The 18,418-nt window shown below is 61.1% G+C and carries 15 protein-coding genes and 2 pseudogenes; 7 read left to right on the forward strand and 10 right to left on the reverse strand.

Annotated elements, in window-relative coordinates:
• Positions 1-150: 150 nt before the first annotated feature.
• Entirely contained in the window at positions 151-741 is a 591-nt protein-coding gene (locus B5M06_RS17570; protein ID WP_054065798.1) for a phosphopantetheine-binding protein, read from the forward strand.
• A complete protein-coding gene (locus tag B5M06_RS15060) occupies positions 711-2,027 on the forward strand; it encodes a condensation domain-containing protein (protein WP_240183946.1) in 1,317 nt (438 codons plus the stop codon). Before B5M06_RS17570 ends, B5M06_RS15060 begins: the two co-directional genes overlap by 31 nt.
• Here B5M06_RS15060 and B5M06_RS17575 read toward each other — a convergent pair.
• Positions 1,985-2,149 (reverse strand): annotated as a pseudogene (locus tag B5M06_RS17575) (Arm DNA-binding domain-containing protein); the annotation flags it as partial. The gene B5M06_RS15060 and the pseudogene B5M06_RS17575 sit on opposite strands and share 43 nt — an antisense overlap.
• A 237-nt stretch (positions 2,150-2,386) precedes the next feature.
• Between B5M06_RS17575 and B5M06_RS15070 the strand changes: the two are divergent.
• A complete protein-coding gene (locus tag B5M06_RS15070; RefSeq protein ID WP_054065796.1) occupies positions 2,387-2,653 on the forward strand; it encodes a hypothetical protein in 267 nt (88 codons plus the stop codon).
• On the opposite strand, the gene B5M06_RS15075 is transcribed toward B5M06_RS15070, so the two are convergent.
• The 4 genes from B5M06_RS15075 to gltS form a co-directional block, all read right to left on the reverse strand.
• Positions 2,631-3,110, reverse strand: a complete 480-nt coding sequence (locus B5M06_RS15075; RefSeq protein WP_054065795.1) for a hypothetical protein — start codon at positions 3,108-3,110, stop codon at positions 2,631-2,633. The genes B5M06_RS15070 and B5M06_RS15075 overlap by 23 nt on opposite strands.
• 78 nt (positions 3,111-3,188) lie before the next feature.
• Positions 3,189-4,103 (reverse strand): LD-carboxypeptidase, encoded by a 915-nt coding sequence (locus tag B5M06_RS15080; protein WP_054065803.1) that lies wholly within the window; start codon positions 4,101-4,103, stop codon positions 3,189-3,191.
• A 262-nt stretch (positions 4,104-4,365) separates the two neighbouring features.
• Positions 4,366-5,769 (reverse strand): tRNA adenosine(34) deaminase TadA, encoded by a 1,404-nt coding sequence (gene tadA / locus B5M06_RS15085; RefSeq protein ID WP_080025300.1) that lies wholly within the window; start codon positions 5,767-5,769, stop codon positions 4,366-4,368.
• A 42-nt stretch (positions 5,770-5,811) separates the two neighbouring features.
• Complete coding sequence (gltS, locus tag B5M06_RS15090) at positions 5,812-7,026, reverse strand: sodium/glutamate symporter (RefSeq protein ID WP_054065794.1); 1,215 nt, start codon at positions 7,024-7,026, stop codon at positions 5,812-5,814.
• A 180-nt stretch (positions 7,027-7,206) separates the two neighbouring features.
• Here gltS and B5M06_RS15095 point away from each other — a divergent pair, with 180 nt between their 5' ends.
• Positions 7,207-9,210 carry a peptidase U32 family protein gene (locus B5M06_RS15095; protein ID WP_054065793.1) on the forward strand — a complete coding sequence of 668 codons (2,004 nt, stop codon included), beginning with the start codon at positions 7,207-7,209 and terminating at the stop codon, positions 9,208-9,210.
• 53 nt (positions 9,211-9,263) lie between these two features.
• On the opposite strand, the gene B5M06_RS15100 is transcribed toward B5M06_RS15095, so the two are convergent.
• Positions 9,264-10,136 (reverse strand): class I SAM-dependent methyltransferase, encoded by an 873-nt coding sequence (locus B5M06_RS15100; protein WP_162777385.1) that lies wholly within the window; start codon positions 10,134-10,136, stop codon positions 9,264-9,266.
• A 175-nt stretch (positions 10,137-10,311) separates the two neighbouring features.
• The gene (locus tag B5M06_RS15105; protein WP_130932660.1) at positions 10,312-11,310 is read right to left on the reverse strand and encodes a MerR family transcriptional regulator; all 999 of its coding nucleotides are present in this window, start codon (positions 11,308-11,310) and stop codon (positions 10,312-10,314) included.
• Between the two features lie 39 nt (positions 11,311-11,349).
• Here B5M06_RS15105 and B5M06_RS17160 point away from each other — a divergent pair, with 39 nt between their 5' ends.
• Positions 11,350-11,898, forward strand: a complete 549-nt coding sequence (locus B5M06_RS17160; protein ID WP_054065790.1) for a DUF4124 domain-containing protein — start codon at positions 11,350-11,352, stop codon at positions 11,896-11,898.
• An 84-nt stretch (positions 11,899-11,982) separates the two neighbouring features.
• Here B5M06_RS17160 and B5M06_RS15115 read toward each other — a convergent pair whose 3' ends face one another.
• Complete coding sequence (locus tag B5M06_RS15115) at positions 11,983-12,858, reverse strand: YrhK family protein (protein WP_054065789.1); 876 nt, start codon at positions 12,856-12,858, stop codon at positions 11,983-11,985.
• 361 nt (positions 12,859-13,219) lie between these two features.
• Here B5M06_RS15115 and B5M06_RS15120 point away from each other — a divergent pair, with 361 nt between their 5' ends.
• Both B5M06_RS15120 and B5M06_RS15125 read left to right on the forward strand, forming a co-directional pair.
• Entirely contained in the window at positions 13,220-13,552 is a 333-nt protein-coding gene (locus B5M06_RS15120) for an addiction module antidote protein (protein WP_077344733.1), read from the forward strand.
• Between the two features lies 1 nt (position 13,553).
• Positions 13,554-14,196 (forward strand): annotated as a pseudogene (locus tag B5M06_RS15125) (IS5 family transposase).
• A 558-nt stretch (positions 14,197-14,754) separates the two neighbouring features.
• On the opposite strand, the gene lpdA reads toward B5M06_RS15125, so the two are convergent.
• Positions 14,755-16,620, reverse strand: coding sequence for a dihydrolipoyl dehydrogenase (gene lpdA / locus B5M06_RS15130; protein ID WP_054065787.1), 1,866 nt, complete (start codon positions 16,618-16,620; stop codon positions 14,755-14,757).
• A gap of 17 nt (positions 16,621-16,637) precedes the next feature.
• Positions 16,638-18,398: a dihydrolipoyllysine-residue acetyltransferase gene (aceF, locus tag B5M06_RS15135; protein WP_054065786.1), complete on the reverse strand. Its 1,761-nt coding sequence runs from the start codon at positions 18,396-18,398 to the stop codon at positions 16,638-16,640.
• Positions 18,399-18,418: the final 20 nt, after the last annotated feature.

Here is an 18,418-nt window from a genome sequence, read left to right on the forward strand (position 1 = left end):
TGGGTGATGCGCCCAGGCGCGGTACCGGGGAATCCCAAGGGTAAACGGAGATGAAGAGGGTTTCTCATGACGGACGCGAGACGAAACGACACACCATCGAGGGGGCATATCGAAGCGACGCTTCGTGAGGAGATCGCCGCCGACCTCGGGATGCCCACCGGGCAACTGGATGCCGATGCCAGCCTCCTGAAGCTGGGCATGGATTCGATGCGCCTGATGGCCTGGATGCATCGCCTGCGCAAGCGCGGCCACAAGGTCAAATTGCGCGATCTCTACCAGCAGCCCACGGTGCGCGGGTGGAGCCAACTGCTGCAGGACTGCCCGGCCACGGCGCCGGCTGCCCAGGCGGCATCCCCGCAGCCGAGCGGCGCCGCCTCCCCCGCCGCTGTCGCCTGGCCGACCATGGCCGATGGGCACCCCTTTGAACTGACGCCCGTGCAGCACGCCTACCTGGTGGGTCGTGCGCCACACCAGACGCTGGGCGGTGTCGGCTGCCATCTGTACCAGGAGTTCGACGGCCAGGGTCTGGATGCCGATGCCCTGGAGCAAGCCATTGGCGTGCTGGTCGAAAGGCATCCCATGCTGACGGTGACGTTTCTGGACGATGGCCGCCAGCAGCGCCGCCCCGGCACCCGATGGCGCGGCCTGACGCTGCACGACCTGCGCAGCGCAGCGCATCGCCCGCCCAGTGCGAGGCCCACTTGCTGGCCATGCGCGCCCGTCATGGCCACCGGATTCTAGACGTCGGGCAAGGCGAGAACTTCGATTTCCAGCTCAGTTTGCTGCCCGACGGGCATCACCGTCTGCACGCGGACATCGACCTGCTGGTGTTGGATGCCGCGAGTTTCAGCCTGGTGTTCGATGAACTGGCGGCGCTGGTTCGCGGCGAACGCCTGCCGACGATCCCGAGCGACTACGATTTTCGCAGCTATCTGGCCCAGGCGGCGCAGGAGAACGAGGCGGCCCGCCAGCAGGCCAAGGCGTTCTGGCTGGAGCGCGCGGGCAATTTGCCGCACGCACCGCAGTTGCCGCTGGCCTGCGAGCCGGAGCAGATCAAGCAGGTTCGCATCTCGCGCCAGCGAGTAGAAATCACCGCCGAGGACTGGGCGCGGTTCCAGGGCCTGGCGGGCGAATGCGGCGTCACACCGACGATGGCGCTGGCGACCGGCTTCGGCGCGGTGCTGGCACGTTGGTGCAGCCAGCCACGGCTGCTGCTGAACCTGACGCTGTTCGACCGCCAGCCGCTGCATCCCGCCGTGGGCGGCATGATTGCCGACTTCACCAATATCCTGTTGCTCGATATTGCGGGAGAAGGCGCGAACTTCGATGCGTTGGCACAAACCAACCAGCAGACTTTCACCGATGCCTACGAACACCGGCATTGGTCTGGCGTGGAGCTACTGCGTGAGTTGCGCAAAACGCCGGGTGCCTATCCCCACGGCGCCCCGGTGGTGTTCACCAGCAACCTGGGCCGCACGCTGTTCGGCCAGGACGTGGAGCGTACCTTGGGCGTTCCCGGCTGGGGGATTTCGCAAACACCACAGGTCTGGATCGACCATCTGGCCTACGAGCATGCCGGCTCGGTGTTCCTGCAATGGGACAGCAACGAGGCCCTGTTCCCGAGCGGCCTGCTCGAAGCGATGTTCCAGGCCTACGTGGGCCTGGTGCGGCACCTGCTGGCGCATCCGCAGGCTTGGCACGAGGCCTTGCCCGATCCGATGCCACAGGCACAGCGAGATGTGCGTGCGCAAATCAATGCCTATGGTGACGTGCCAGCCCCCGAAGGGTTGCTGCACTCAGGTTTCTGGCGACAGGAGCAAAGTCAACCGGATGCTGTGGCGCTGATTCATGGCGAGCGCCGCCTGAGCTATGCCGAGTTGGCTCACCAGGCCCGTTGTTGCGCGGGCGCACTGGCAGCGCAAGGTGTCCAGCCGGGTGATCGGGTGGCTATCAGCATGTCCAAGGGTATCGGCCAGATCGTGGAGGTGCCCAGAGACATGCGTTTTTGTTTGCCCGCCCAGCAATAGCGGAAGTGCCAAGTGCGACCGCCTTGGGCAGTGACAGCGAGAGAAAGACCGTCGATATCGCCTAGTGTGTAGGCTTTGCCAGTTGATTTGGCCTTGCGAACGGCCATGTCGGAAAGTGCCATGGTGTAGCTCCTAACTTGCAGAGTTAGGGCCCATCCTGGACTCGATCACCGCTCGCACCCAGCAACAATGCGGAACCACGCTCACCCGTATTTATGGACTAAATTATGGACTAAAAAGTCGCGGATACAGGTGGATTTCAGTGGACGTTGCTGGAATGAAAAAAGGGCCTTTCGACCCTGTTTTCAACGACTTACAGACTTCAGTGGATGTCTGTAGATCATAAATTGGAGCGGGAAATGAACCGCATGTTCAGCTACCCCAGCAACCGCTGGATCAAGACGCTGGAGCCCTACCTGCTGTTTGAGGAGGCGCGCACCTGGTTCCATGAGTCGGCCTATCGCGACCAGACTTTGCGATCCACCAGCCTGGGCGTGCGCTTTGGCGATCAGCGCTACTACAGCCTGGACCTCTCCGTCTCCAAGCCACAGGGGGAGCGCAGCCCGCAAAACCCTGCGCACAAGCTGCGATACGGCCTGGCCCTTACGTATCAGTTCGGGAAGTAAGCTGCCCGCTGTCGGGCGCGGCAGCCTTGCTGCGCCCGGCGGCAGGAATGCCTCGCGCCATGCGCGCGTTATAGACCGTCAGGCGGCTCAGGCCCAGCTGCTCAGCCACCTTGGCATCGGACGCCGTGCCCAGCAGTGCCACGGCTTCAGGGGTCCAGTCAAATGCCCCGCCCTGCTGCTCGGTAGCGCTGGCAATGTCCAGCTCCTTGCGCTTGGCGAGCACGCTGGCCTTGCTCATGCCCCAGCGTTTGGACAGTGCGGCATCGCTGTCCGTGCCAAGTAGCGCGAGCATCTCACCCGTCCACTGCACATGACCAAACGCGGGAATACCCAGCGCATTGCGCTTGAGGTTCACGGTCTTGGCCGTGGTGCCCCAGCGCTCGGCCAGCACGGCGTCTTTTTCCTTGCCCAGCTGGGCCAGCATGTCATCCGTCCATTGCAAGGCGGCTTTGCCCATGGAATGTCTCTTGAAAAGTTACAAGCCAAATTGGCCACCAGCGCCCGTCCAGCAAGCGCTAGCAGCTCTTGTTTTTAATTAATGGGTATGACCCCAGTAGATCAGCGCGTCGCGCCCTTCCACCGACAGCGACACGGGCGCACCCACAGGCAACAGCACCTTGGTGGCCACATGGCCATAAGGCAGGCCCTGCAGCACGGGAATCTTCACCTGCGTGCGCAGCCAGTCAATCACGCTTTGCAGCTTGTAGCCCTTGTCGTGGCTGGTGAGTTTGAACTCGGTAAACTGGCCGAACACGATGGCTTTTTGCTTGGACAGCACACCGGCATGCAGCAGCTGGGTGAGCATGCGCTCGATTTTGTAGGGGTGCTCGCCCACGTCTTCGAGGAACAGAATGCCGCCCTCCACCTGCGGGAAGTACGGCGTGCCCAGCAGCGACACCAGCACGGCCAGATTGCTGCCCCACAGCGTGGCGCCACCTTCCACGTAGAAATCATCAGGCACCGCACCTTCGGGCTGCTTGGGCATGCGCCAACCCGCACCTTCGCCGTGGCCGTAGAGCAGGTCTTCAAAGCAGTCGAGCATGATGTCGTCCACTTCGTCCTTCTGTCCAAAATCGGCAATCAGCGCCGGGCCCGCCCAGCTCACCGCACCAGTCTGCGCGAGCAAGGCGTTCTGAAAGGCCGTGAAATCGCTCAGTCCCACAAAGTGCGTGCCCTGCTCCACGGCCTTGGCCACGGCCTGGTAGTTGATGCCGGGCAGGATGCGCGTGAGGCCATAGCCGCCGCGCGAAATCAGGGCCACATCAGCACCGCTGGCGGCAGCACGTTCAATGGCAGCAAGACGTGTGGCATCGTCACCGGCAAAGCGCTGGTAGCTGCTCAAGGCGTCGGTATCGACTTCCACTTCATGCCCCATGGCTTGCAGGCGCTTGATGGCGCGCTTGAACGCGGCCTTGTCACGCACGGCCCCCGAAGGGGAATACACATAGATGTGCCTGGGGCCGTGGCTGTGGTCATGGCCGCAGCAGCCACCATCGTGCGCATGATCGTGGTGGTGGTCGCAGTGCTCGCCGTGGGCATGCGTATGTCCATGCTCGTGATCATGCTGGCAGCAGTCGTGTGCGCCGCAGCCGTGTTCGTCATGCGCGTGTGCATGCTCAGGTGCGGGAGAGGTTTTTTTCTTGGAAGTCGCCACAGCGTGTCATGCAGCGGCTGGGCTGCATGCTCCATATAGATCTATCAATGTTGGCTGGCTAGGACGCAACCGCCCTGGCTGTTGCCCCAAAGTATTCCATAGCCTGCGCCGCGCTGATGGCTGCCTGCGCGGGAACCATAGGGAACAAGGGGGTCTGTTGCAGCGCCTGTGGGTATTGCCGCAATGCAGACACAGTGTCACGCCAGGCGGCTTCCCACGCGGCCTGTGGCATCAGGGTGTTGGTGGCGCTGCGGGTGATCCAGCACTTGCCCTGCTCCATCCAGCCTCTCAGCAACTCATGCGGCACCGCAGGCAGCTGCGCCTGCACCCGCGGCCAGGCCTTGAGCGCTGCGCGGTGCCCGGCCTGTGCAAAAGGTATAGCTAGTGGCGCTTGCTGCATCTGCCCTAGAGGCCAAAAACCTGCTTGAACCATACTCTGCACTACATCCCACTGCGGCTTGTTGGCGGCGGCTTGCAGCCACTGCGCCAACGGCTTGGGCACATCCGCATCGGGCCAGCTATCGATCAGCCAGCCGCCAGTAAAACGCTCGGGCATGGCCTGCGCCACCGCCAGTCCCAGCCGTGCGCCATCGCCCTCGCCTACTAGCACCACTTGATGCAAGTCCATGGCCTGCACGAGTTCTTGCAGCAGCTGCACATGCCCGTCTGCCGTATGCGCCTTGTCACGCTTGGGCTGGTCGCTGCGGCCAAAGCCGGGCAGATCGGGCACGACCACACGATGGCCTGCCACCAGCCACTGCACCACCAGATGCCGGAAGCCATACCCCCAGCTGGCCGCGCCATGCAGGCACAGCCAGGTCATGCTGGCATTCCTGGGGCCTTCGTCCACCACGGCCATGCGCAAACCGCCCAGTGCAGGCAGGTCACTGCGCCACTGCGGCGCATAAGGCCAGTCAGGCAGGTCGGCAAAGGCGCTGTCCGGGTGGCGCAGCGCTGTGTCCTTGAGCGGGTGATTGGCCAGCGCCACCGCACGCTGCTGGGCGCGGCGCTGCTGGAAGAATGCCGCCATCACTGCCGCACATTCTTCGGCCAGCACACCACGCACCACCTGGGTCTGGTGGTTGAGGGCGGGGTAGCCAAACACATTGAGCACCGAGCCTGCAGCGCCCGTCTTAGGCTCGGCCGCACCATAGACCACGGTATCGACGCGCGCATGCAGCATGGCGCCGCTGCACATGGTGCAAGGCTCCAGCGTCACATACAGGGTGCAGCCATCGAGCCGGTAGTTGCCCAGCTTTTGCGCCGCAGCGCGCAGTGCCTGCACTTCGGCATGGGCCGTCGGGTCATTGCACGAGAGAGGGGCATTGCGCCCCTCGCCTACCATCTGCCCATCTTTGACCACCACGGCCCCCACGGGCACTTCGCCCGCAGCCGCAGCTTGCTGCGCCAGTTGCAGCGCGTGGCGCATCCAGTGTTCGTGGTCAGAAAAGGCAATCGTCATGGGCCGGAATTATCTCTGCCCGTCATGGCCCTCTTGTTTCCATCAGCTCAAGAACTTGAGAAAGAGCTGAATGAACACCGCATTCAGAATGTCGATAAAGAAAGCCCCCACCATGGGCACAATCAGAAAGGCCTTGTATGAAGAGCCGTACTGGTTGGTAATGGCCTGCATGTTGGCCACCGCCGTGGGCGTAGCACCCATGCCAAAGCCGCAGTTGCCGGCGCAGAGCACGGCCGCGTCATAGTCTTTGCCCATCACTCGGAAGGTCACAAAACCCACGTACAGCAACAGCACCAGGGTCTGCACCGCCAGAATGATCACCAGCGGCCCAGCCAGATCAGCCAGCTCCCACAGCTTGAGCGACAGCAGCGCAATGGCCAGATAGATCGACAGCGAGGCATTGCCAAACACGTCAATGGCACGGTCGAACACCTCAAAGCGAAACACATAGTCCAGCGCATTGCGAATCAGCACCCCGCCGCCCAGCGCCCAGACAAAGGTGGGCAGCTTGAAGCTGGAGCCTGCCGTCAGCTCGGTCATGAACTGCGCAAAAGCCAGGCAGCCCGCAAACAGGGCCAGGGTTTCCACCGCAGCTTCTGCCGTAATCAGGCGGTTCTTGTGGGGCGACGAGAAATTGGGCATGGCCGATTCCTCACTGTCGCTATTGCCATCTGCCACCGGACCACGCAGGCCATTGCGACGGATCAGCCACTTGGCCAGTGGGCCGCCGACCAGGCCACCAATCACCAGACCAAAAGTGGCGCAGGCAATACCCAGGGTGATCGCACCTTTGACGCCATGCTCATGCTCCAGCACCGCGCCCCACGCACCCGCCGTACCATGCCCACCCAGCAAGGTGATGGAGCCAGCCACCAGACCGATCAGTGGATCCAGCCCCAGCAGCTTGGCCATGGTGATGCCTACCGTGTTCTGCACACCGATGAACACCACAATCACCAGCAGAAACACCAGCAAGGCCCGCCCGCCCGCCTTGAGCTTGGAGAAATTGGCGCTGAGTCCGATGGAAGAGAAGAACACCAGCATGAAGGCGTTTTGCAACTCCGCATCAAAACTGACGCGATAGCCCGTGAACTGATACACCCCTAAACAGACCAGGGCAGCCACCAGACCACCCGCCACAGGCTCCGGAATATTGAAGTTGTTGAGCAGCGGCACTTTGCGCACCAGAAAGCTGCCAATGATGAGCACCACTGCCGCACAGATCAGGGTGTAGTAAGAACTGAATTCAAGAGCCATGGAAGAAATAGGAAAGCACCTTAAAGCGGGAAACTCAACCCTGCCCATAAAGCTGTGCAACGGCTATAGGACAAGATCGCCAGCTGCTGTTTGGCTGCTGACCGCTACTGCTCACAGCATCGTTTCACAATACCCCCCATTCCCCACACAGGCGTGTGGCGCACGGATAATTCGCCCCCTATGTCTCTATTGCCTCATCAACTCGAACTTCTCTCCCCCGCACGTAACGCCGACATTGGTATTGAAGCGGTCAACCACGGTGCGGACGCTGTGTACATCGGCGGCCCCGGCTTTGGCGCACGCGCCACGGCAGGCAATGAGACGCGTGATCTGGAGCGTCTGGTCAAGCACGCCCACCGCTTTGGCAGCCGCATCTTCATCACGCTCAACACCATCTTGCGCGACGATGAACTCGAAGGCGCGCGCAAGATGGCCTGGGACATGTACAACATCGGCGCGGACGCGCTGATCATCCAGGACATGGGCCTGCTGGAGCTGGATTTGCCCCCCATCCAGCTGCACGCATCCACCCAGAACGACATTCGCACGCCCGAGAAAGCCAAGTTCCTGCAGGACGTGGGCCTGAGCCAGATCGTGCTGGCACGCGAGCTGGACTTGAAGCAGATCAAGGCCGTGCACGATGTGCTCAATCCAAACACCACCATTGAATACTTCATCCACGGCGCGCTGTGCGTGGCGTATTCGGGCCAGTGCTTTATCAGCCACGCCCACACGGGCCGCAGTGCCAACCGTGGTGACTGCAACCAGGCCTGCCGCCTGCCCTACGAGGTGCTGGACGCCAACGGCCGCATCATTGCGCACGAAAAACATGTGCTGTCGATGAAGGACAACAACCAGTCCGACAACCTGCGTGCGCTGATCGACGCCGGTGTGCGCAGCTTCAAGATTGAAGGCCGCTACAAGGACATGGCCTACGTGAAGAACATCACGGCCCACTACCGCAAGCTGCTCGACGAAATCATTGAAGAACGCGAAGTTTCGGACTACCCGCTGGCACGCTCGTCCTCGGGCACGACCACCTTCACCTTCAATCCCGACCCTGACCAGAACTTCAACCGCGAATTCACAGACTACTTTGTCAACGGCCGCAAACAGGACATTGGTGCGTTTGACACGCCCAAAACCCCAGGCCGCGCCGTGGGCTGGGTCACACAGGTGGGTGACAAGTGGTTTGAATTTGAAAGCAACGACAAGACCGCCATCTTCAACAACGGCGACGGTCTGTGCTACTACGACCTGCAAAAGGAACTGGTAGGTGTGCACATCAACCGCGCCGAGTGCGTGAATGCCAAGAAAGGCATCTGGCGTGTCTTCCCCAAGAACGAGATTGCCGAGTTCAAGGACTTACGCAAAGGCCTGGAAATCAACCGCAACCGTGACATGAACTGGGTGCGCATGCTCGACAAGAAGTCGAGCGACCGCCGCATTGGCCTGTGGGCCGAGTTCAAGGAAACCGCCGACGGCTTTGCGCTAACGCTGACCGATGAAGACGGTTTTGTAGGCAGTGCAGCCATTGCGCAGGAACACCAGGCTGCAACGGATACTTCCAAAGCCGAAGCCACGCTGCGCGAACAGCTGGGCCGCTTTGGCGCAACGATTTTTGCAGTCAACGACATCAGCCTGTCCATCAGCCAGCCCTGGTTTGTGCCCGCCTCCGCCCTGAACCAGCTGCGCCGCGATGCCGTGGCTGCGCTGGAGCAGGCCCGTGCAGACGGCTTTGTGCGCCTGCCACGTGCCAAGCCGGTAGAGCCGCCCGTACCCTTCCCGGAAGAGACGCTGACGTATCTGGCCAACGTCTACAACCACAAGGCCCATGACTTCTACATGAAGCACGGCGTGAAGGTCATCGACGCAGCGTATGAGAGCAAGGAAGAGCTGGGCGAAGTCAGCCTGATGATTACCAAGCACTGCGTGCGCTTTTCCATGAGCCTCTGTCCCAAGCAGGCCAAGGGCGTGATTGGTGTGAAGGGCACCATCAAGGCCGAACCACTGCAGCTGATCAACGGCAAAGAAAAGCTGACCCTGCGCTTTGACTGCAAGCCCTGCGAGATGCACGTGGTCGGCAAGATGAAGCAGTCGGTCTTGAACCAGCATGCCAAGGAAATGAAAGAGTTCCCCATGCAGTTCTACCGCACCCGCCCTGCGGTTCAGCCCAAGGCATAGGCATAAGCCAGCAAAGCCCCCGCATGCCACCACAGCGCATACGGGGGCAGTCATCAGTGCTTGATGGCACTCAGATAACGAAAACCCCCACCTGCAATCTGCAGCCCGTCACGGCGGCGTGCGAAGTAGCACGTATTCAGCTCTTGCGGCCCAAGATCTTCTTCCACGGTAAAACCCGCCTCTGCCAGCAACTGGCGCATGCCATCCGGGGTGTGCGCAGACAGCCAGGGCTCGCCGCCTGCCGCCATCATCTGGCCGGTGAACTGCATCATGCTGCGCTCCAGAGGTGGCAGGCACTGGTCTTCGAGCCGGTAGTCCAGCACCAGCACAGAACCTGCGGGCAATGCACGCAGGCGCTGCAAGCTGTGCGCTACCTCGTGCTGGTGCAGATACACCAGCACGCCCAGCATGCTGATCACGCTCGGGCTACTGCGGCTCCAGCCCAGCCGCTGCGGGTCTTGCAGTGCGGCCTGCTCCCGCAAATCCACAGGTACCCAGTGCAGGCGCGGGTGCAGGCGCCAGCCATTGGCCAGGAGCATCTGCTGCTTCCACTGCTGCATGGCAGGCTGGTCCAGCTCAAACACCTGCACGCTCGGCAGCGTCTGGGCATGGCGCAGCGCCCAGGTGTCCAGCCCTGCGCCCACGATCACATACTGCTGCACGCCTGCGGCAATGGCGCGCAGCACACGATCTTCCGCAAAGCGCGAGCGCGCCACCATGCCTGCGCGCATGGAACGCGCCGTCACATCGTTATGGGCATCGGGGTCCAGCATGAGCTGGGCGGCAGTGGCAGCACCCAGAATGCCTATGGCAAAGGGGTCATCGAATACACGCTGTGTGTCCAGCAGCTGGTGCAGCGCCCGCGAAGCGGCCACACGCAATGCAGAAGGGCTTGGGCAGGAAGCGGGATTGAAGTGGGTCGTCATGAATGTGCTTTCTTGGTGGTTTTCCATGGAGAGTCGCGCACACCGCCCGGCAAACCGCAGGTTTGCGTTTGAGACGAGGCGCGAAGCCGCAGGCAGTACAAGGCGTACGACAAGGCTTCGCAACGACGTATCAAGGGTGGTGTGAGCGAGTCTTAGAAAGCACGACTGTCAGGGCTCACGTAACGTCAGGGTCAAGCGCTTTTTCTAAAAAGTTGCGCAATGCAGGTGACAGGTAATGCCCGTGGCTCAGGATCGGCTCTTGGTGGTAGGCACGCCGCATCTTCTCGGCCAGCGCTGCATCATGGCGCACCGTGCGGTGGAGCAATTCGGCATAGCGGCTCGCCAGTGCCTGGGCCTGCGGCGTATCAGCAGCCACGCCTGCAGCTACCAGCGCTTGCGCATCAGCAGCCAGCTGCACCCATTGGGGCCCCAGGCTGCCATCGAGCTTTTCCAGCTCCTGCGCACTCATATGCCGCAGCAATGCCGCCATACGCATGCCAATAGCCTGCTCCAGATAAGCCAGCAAGGCCGTATCCAGCCCCATGTGCGCCGCCGTCTGCGGGGCGTGTTTGTGCATATCCGCCCATTGGCGAATGGTGCTGAGCTGCCCACCAAACACGGCCATGGCCACATGCATCCACTGCTGCGCCAGTTGTTGCACCTCGGGAGCATCGGCAGGCAGGCCTTGTTGCTGGCACTGCTGCAAGGCCAAAGCCAGCGGCTGCCATTGCCCCCTGGCTCTGCGCCAGCTGCTCAGCAAGCGGCGGACCTGGCCCACGGGCAAAAACTGCTGGTAGCTGGACAGCAGCTGCATGCCTTGCAGCAAGGCCTGTGCGCTGTCTGCTGCAGCCTGACTGCTGCGCAGCTGGTCACGCACCAGCAGCAGCTTGTCCTTGAGCAGCTGTGCCTGCTCCAGGGCCTGCTGGACCTGTGCCATCTGCTGTTCAATCAGTACCAGTGGCTGTACGCCCTGCCCTTGCAGCACTTCGGCAATGGCTTCCAGACTCAGCCCCAGCTGCTTGAGGGACTGCACCGCATGCAGGCGCTCAATGTCCTGTACGTGGTAGAGCCGATAGCCAGCAGGGCTGCGCCCGCTGGGTCTTACCAGCCCAATCGTGTCGTAATGGTGCAAGGTGCGCACCGTCAGCTGCGTGCGTTGGGCAACTTCGCCCACGGTGAAATACAAGTCTGCCCCCTGTCTGATGCTGGTAGTGTGCGCAATATAGCGGCACGCAAGCAGCCAGCGGTAGCACGGCTGCACGCACCCACACCCGCCTGGGCCATCTACCAATGCCAGGACCCGGCAACAGGCCGCACCACGTTTCAGGAACGTCCCTGCGAAGCTACCGGCATGCGCGGCAAGCAGATTGAAGTACGGCCCAGCACACTGGGAGCCACAGGCTCTGCCACTGCCACTGCCACTACAGCAGGCACCGCACAGCAACTGCGCGCGCAGTCAGAACGCCATGCCAAGGAACGCCGCCTGCGTGATCTGAACGCCCACGACATTCCCAACGCACAAGCTCGCGCACGCAGCACTGCCAGCCGCTGCAAGGAGCGCATGGATGCCGTAGGCCGCAAAAAATCCAGCGCCAGCAACAACCTGGCCGGTGCCACCTGGGAACAGTCACTGAGCACCGAAATGCAGGCCATTGCCACCCAGTGCCATGCAGAAACCGCGGTACTCAATGCAGAGGTCGACCGCCTGCTCAACGAACAGCGCCAGCTGGAGCAGGAACTGGCCGCGCAACCCGCGCAATGAACGCACACAGAATAAGCATTAAAAATGCTTCCAGCGCTTATGCAGCAAGCGCTGGAAGCTATGAAAAATGAAACTTGTTGAAATCTAGACGCGATCCGCCGCCTTGGCTTCACGCACCGCCAGCAAGGCACCAATCAAAAAGCACACGGCCCCCAGCATCAGCTGCGCATTGGAAAACAGCGCCACTGCACTCGACTGCCCCTGCTGTGGCACAAAGGCCGTGCATGCCGCGATCATGAAGGCGATACAGCCCACCAGATTCACAAACACGATCTGCCAGTCCAGATCCTTCAGCCGCCAGCGCCAGAAGCTGTGATTGGCCTCTACAAAGGCCAGATAGGCAGACACCAGAAACAGCACCGACCCCAGCATATCCGGCGCCCAGACCAGCAGATCCTGCAGATACCAGAGGCTGCCCAGCTTCACCGCGCTGAGCGTGCTCACGTTAAAGGCCAGCGTCCCCAGAAACTGCGTCAGCGTACTCAGCCAGCCAGCATCTCTGGGCTGCCACCCCAGCAGCTGAATGCGGGTGTGGCGCGCCTGCCCCTCTGGGTCTGGCGTAAAACTGCTTGTATTGGCTGCCTGAAAGTGCTGCATATAGGCAGCCAGCGTGAAGGGTATCGAGCCCATGAAAAAGATCACGTTGGCCCAGGCCAGCAAGGCAGCGCTCGCCTGCGGCAGCATGGACAGCACGCTGCCCAGAATAAACAGCGCTGACCCCACCGCAAAAGTGCCCCCCATCAGCCGGTTGTAGCCGCGCGACTTCCACAACGGCACAGGCAGATGCTCCATGGCACGCGCCGCACGCAACAAGCCTTTGCGATGCTCGCGCGCCTTCCAGATAATGCGCCGCCCTGCTGCCAGCTGATAACTGCGAAAGGTGATGAAGGGGCCTGCCCCGGCCTGCAGGATGCCGTGAAGGGTAGAACGGTGAATCGATGGGTCCAAGCGAAAGCTCATGTCACGGGTGGGCGCTATGCACAAGGCGTGCAGTATTACATGACGCTCAGCCGAGAACTGCCTATCAGGGCGAAGCCGGTATCTGGCAAGTGCGGGCCATGCATGCCCTTTCCCCGCCATAGAGAACAGCGACCAAGCCCCCCACCACAACCTGCCAAGTCGCCACGCTTGCCCAGCTAACCAGCAGCTATGGAACGGTAACAGTTGGGGCTTTTCTTCTGTGGGTGTACGGACCACCAGTACCCGGCCACTGGGTGATAAAAACATGGTGCTCATCGCCTCAGGGGAGCGACAAATCTACCCAGCAGCGCGACATTGCCAAGGCCCAAGCCATGGTGCAACTATTGGAGGAGTAACAGCTATGAACCGCACAGCCGCTGAGAAACTGGGCATCAAAGCCTTTGATGCTGCGGAGTATCTGCAGTCTGACGAAGACTGCGCCGCCTACCTGCAAGCCTGCCTGGAGCAGACACCCGACGATGCTGCCGTATTTGCCAAAGCCCTTGGCGACATTGCCCGCGCACGCGGCATGATGCAACTGGCCAAAGACACCGGCCTGACACGTGAGGGGCTGTACAAAGCTTTAGGGAACCTCTGCCACGGAGGCGTTGAGATCACCAAGTTAGGGAACCTGAATCGACCAGCTTTTCCTAGGGCGTGTCATCTAATAGCTGTCACGCTACGTTATACGTAGCGTGACTCGTAGATATGCTTTGACCGACAACCAATGGGAGCAAATTAAGGACCTTCTGCCCGGAAGGGCTGGCCATGTGGGCGCTCCCGCCAAGAACAACCGCCTCTTTGTAGATGCCGTGCTCTTTCGATACCGCGCAGGCATCTCATGGCGTGATTTGCCCGAACGGTTTGGCGACTTTCGCGTCGTGCATCTGCGGCACATGCGTTGGAGTCGTACGGGTGTCTGGCAGAAAGTCTTTGCTGTCTTGAGCGCTCAGGCAGACAACGAATACGCAATGATTGATTCCACCATCGTCCGGGCCCACCAGCATAGCGCTGGCGCAAAAGGGGGCTCCATAGCAATGCAATCGGACGAAGTAAAGGCGGGTTAAGCACCAAGATTCATGCCACTGTGGATGCCTTGGGCAACCCAACTAACTTTTACCTCACTTGCGACAAGGCAAACAAGTGGTTATTCCCAGTCGCAGGTACTGCAAAGAAAAACGCCCGTACGACAAACACTTATACAAAGCACGTCACCTGATCGAGAACTTCTTTGCACGCTTGAAGCAGTACCGCTGTATTGCAACACGCTACGACAAAACTGCAGATGCGTTCTTGGGAGGCATCCATCTGGCAGCAATCGCCATATGGCTCAATTGATGACACGCCCTAGCCTCTTCAAGGCCAGGCGCAAGTGCTACCCCGCACGCCAGCTGAAAGACTGGCGTGCTTGGACATAAAAAATCTGATTTCCGGCTGCCTGTTTGACCAGAGCGACGAAGGAGCGACGGGAGTTCAGCCGGACAGCCCTCGGCAGAGGCGCTTTTTGGTCTCCACTCACATTGCTTCGCAATATGAGTTCCGCCCCACGCAAGCGTGAAGGTTACTTTGTTGTCGCTACAACAAAGTAACTCGGCTGTTGGGCCGAGACCCGACTCCCTCGCTCAAACCAAGCACGCCGCTTTAACCACGCACACACGGGCCCCCATCCCTGCCTTCCCCCAACGGGGGAAGGAATTGAATACCCCCTCACCCCTGCCCTCTCCCGCAAGCGGGAGAGGGAGTCAAGCACAAGCGGCAAAGCACAGATAAAAAATATCAGCCCAATCAACCTCTAAGGCTTATCCAGCATGCGTTAGCAGCTATAAAATAAGCAATAAAAAAAGGCAACCCGAAGGTTGCCTTTGTTGCTTTGCAGCACTTTCTCAGAAAGTGCGCTTAACGCCGTGCCGGTGGCACATCCGTGCAGCTGCCATGCGCCACTTCTGCCGCCATGCCAATGCTTTCGCCCAGCGTGGGGTGGGGGTGGATGGTCTTGCCGATATCCACGCTGTCTGCGCCCATTTCAATGGCCAGCGCAATCTCGCCAATCATGTCGCCTGCGTGCGTGCCGACGATGCCGCCGCCCAGGATGCGGTGGGTTTCTTCATCAAACAGCAGCTTGGTAAAGCCTTCGTCGCGGCCATTGGCAATGGCGCGGCCGGAGGCGGCCCAGGGGAACAGGCCCTTTTTGACCTTGATGCCTTGTGCCTTGGCCTGGTCTTCGGTCAGGCCCACCCATGCCACTTCGGGGTCGGTGTAAGCCACGCTAGGAATCACGCGGGCGTTGAACGCGGCAGATGCCAGTTCCTTGTTGCCCTGCAATTCACCGGCGATAACTTCTGCGGCCACGTGTGCCTCATGCACCGCCTTGTGCGCCAGCATGGGCTGGCCCACGATGTCGCCAATGGCAAAGATGTGCGGCACGTTGGTGCGCATCTGGATATCGACGTTGATAAAGCCGCGATCCGTCACGCTCACGCCTGCGGCTTCTGCGCCAATCTTCTTGCCATTGGGCGTGCGGCCCACAGCTTGCAAGACCAGATCGTAAGTCTGGGGCTCAGGCACGGTGACGCCGTTCTTGGCAGGCTCAAAGCTCACCTTGATGCCTTCGGGCGTTGCTTCGGCCGCCACGGTCTTGGTGTTGACCATGATGTTGTCAAAGCGGTGGGCATTCATCTTCTGCCAGACCTTGACCAAATCACGGTCAGCGCCTTGCATCAGGCCGTCCATCATTTCCACCACGTCCAGGCGTGCGCCGAGGGTCGAGTAGACCGTGCCCATTTCCAGGCCGATGATGCCGCCGCCCAGAATCAGCATGCGCTTGGGCACTTCCTTGAGCGCCAGCGCGCCGGTGGAGTCCACAATGCGCTCGTCCTTGGGCAGGAATGGCAGGTGTACGGCCTCAGAGCCAGCGGCAATGATGGCGTTCTTGAACTGCACCACCTTCTTGCTGCCAGCCAGTTCTTTGCCTTCGCCGGTGGTTTCCTGCACTTCAATGTGGTGCGAGCCAACGAAGGCCGCCACGCCACGCACGATGGTGACTTTGCGCATCTTGGCCATCTGGCCCAGGCCGCCGGTCAGCTTGCCAATGACTTTTTCCTTGTGCGCACGCAGCTGGTCAATCGACACCTCAGGCGCGCCGAACTTGACGCCGGCCACTTCCAGGTGCTTGACCTCATCCATCACCGCCGCCACGTGCAGCAGTGCCTTCGATGGGATGCAGCCCACGTTCAGGCACACGCCGCCCAGCGTCTTGTAACGCTCAACCAGCACAACCTTCAGGCCCAAGTCCGCAGCACGGAAGGCGGCAGAGTAGCCGCCAGGGCCGCCGCCGATGACGACGACGTCTGCTTCCAGGTCCACATGACCTGCGTAGCTGCTTGCTACAGGTGCAGGAGCTGCTGGCGCTGGCGCAGACTGGCTTTGCGATGCATTTGGCGCGGAAACGCTTGCAGGCTGTGCACTAGCTGCTTGCACTTCAGGAGCAGCAGCAGGTGCAGCAGGTGCAGCAGCTGCAGCCTCGCCAGCGGCTTCCAGCGTCAGGATGACGGAGCCTTCAGCGACCTTGTCGCCCAGCTTCACTTTCAATTCCTTCACAACACCAGCGTGGCTGGAAGGAATTTCCATGGAAGCCTTGTCCGACTCCACGGTGATGAGCGACTGGTCCACGGTGACGGTGTCACCGGGCTGCACCAGCAGTTCGATCACGCCGACTTCGGCGAAGTCGCCAATGTCTGGCACTTTGATATCGATGATTGCCATAGGTAGCAGCCCTTTCGTTACAGCAAGATGCGGCGGTAGTCCGCCAGCACTTGGCCCAGGAAGGCGTTAAAGCGTGCAGCGGCTGCGCCGTCGATGACGCGGTGGTCGTACGACAGGCTCAAAGGCAGCATCAGGCGCGGCACAAACTTTTCCTTCTCTTCGTTCCACACAGGCTGCATGGACGAGCGCGACAGGCCCAGAATGGCCACTTCAGGCGCATTCACGATAGGCGTGAAGTTGGTGCCGCCAATGCCGCCCAGCGAGCTGATGGAGAAGCAGCCGCCCTGCATGTCTGCAGCGCCCAGCTTGCCGTCACGGGCCTTCTTGGCCAGCTCACCCATCTCCTTGCTGATCTGCAGGATGCCCTTCTTGTCAGCGTCCTTGAGCACAGGCACCACCAGCCCGTTGGGCGTATCTGCCGCAAAGCCGATGTTGTAGTACTGCTTGTAGACCAGCGTATCGCCATCGAGCGAGGCGTTGAACTCTGGGAATTTCTTCAGCGCAGCGACCACGGCCTTGATGACGAAGGCCAGCATGGTGACCTTGACATCGCTCTTGGCCTTGGCCTGCTCGGCGTTGGTCTGCACGCGGAAGGCTTCCAGCTCGGTGATGTCGGCCACATCGTTGTTGGTGACGTGGGGAATCATCACCCAGTTGCGGTGCAGGTTGGCGCCCGAGATCTTCTTGATGCGCGACAGATCCTTGCGCTCCACAGGGCCGAACTTGGCAAAGTCCACCTTGGGCCAGGGCAGCAGGTCCAGACCTGCGCCACCACCGGCAGCAGGTGCGGCCTTGGGGGCAGCAGCCTGCTGGGCCAGTGTCTGCACCGCGCCCGCCATGACGGACTTGGTGAAGGCCATCACGTCTTCCTGCGTGATGCGACCCTTTTGGCCGGAGCCCTTGACCTCTTCCAGCGGCACGCCCAGCTCACGCGCAAACTTGCGCACGGAAGGCGATGCATGGGGCAGCGTGCCCGATGGGGCCACGGTGGGGTTGTGGGCTGGCTCGCCCCCTCGCCCGCTTGCGGGAGAGGGTTGGGGTGAGGGCTGGCTGTTGGCAACTGCAGGTGCAGGTGCTGGCACAGAGGCCGTCGCACCCTCACCCCTGCCCTCTCCCGCTGAAGCGGGCGAGGGAGTAGCAGCCACAGGAGCAGGTGCTGCAGCGCCCTGCACTGTCATGGCGCCCACCACGTCACCCACGTTGACCTTGTCACCGAGCTTGAGGCTCAAGGCGGTGATGGTGCCAGCGGCGGGCGATGGGATTTCCATGGAAGCCTTGTCAGACTCCACGGTGAACAGCGACTGCTCTGCCTCTACGGTATCGCCCACCTTGACCAGCACTTCAATGACGGCCACGTCCTTGAAGTCACCAATGTCAGGAATGGTGATATTCATAGAGCTTGCTGCAGCTACAGGAGCAGCTTGCGCTGGTGTAGCGGGCACTTCAGCTGCTTTTTGCTCTGAAACTGGCGCAGGAGCTGCGCTGGCAGCTACAGCTTCTGCAGCAGGGGCTGCAGCGGGTGCTGGTGCAGGGGCTGCGTCTGCCGTTTCAATCACGGCAATCACTGCGCCTTCAGCGACCTTGTCGCCGAGCTTGACGCGCAGTTCCTTGAGCACGCCTGCGTGGCTGGAAGGAATCTCCATGGAGGCCTTGTCGGACTCCACGGTGATCAGGGATTGCTCAACCTTGATGGTGTCGCCCACGTTGACCAGCACTTCAATCACGCCGACGCTGTCGAAGTCGCCGATGTCCGGGACCTTGATTTCTGTCAATGCCATATCTATGTCTCCGGTGCTCT

The sequence above is a fragment of the Comamonas kerstersii genome (assembly GCF_002056725.1).
Classification (GTDB): Bacteria; Pseudomonadota; Gammaproteobacteria; order Burkholderiales; family Burkholderiaceae_C; genus Comamonas; species Comamonas kerstersii.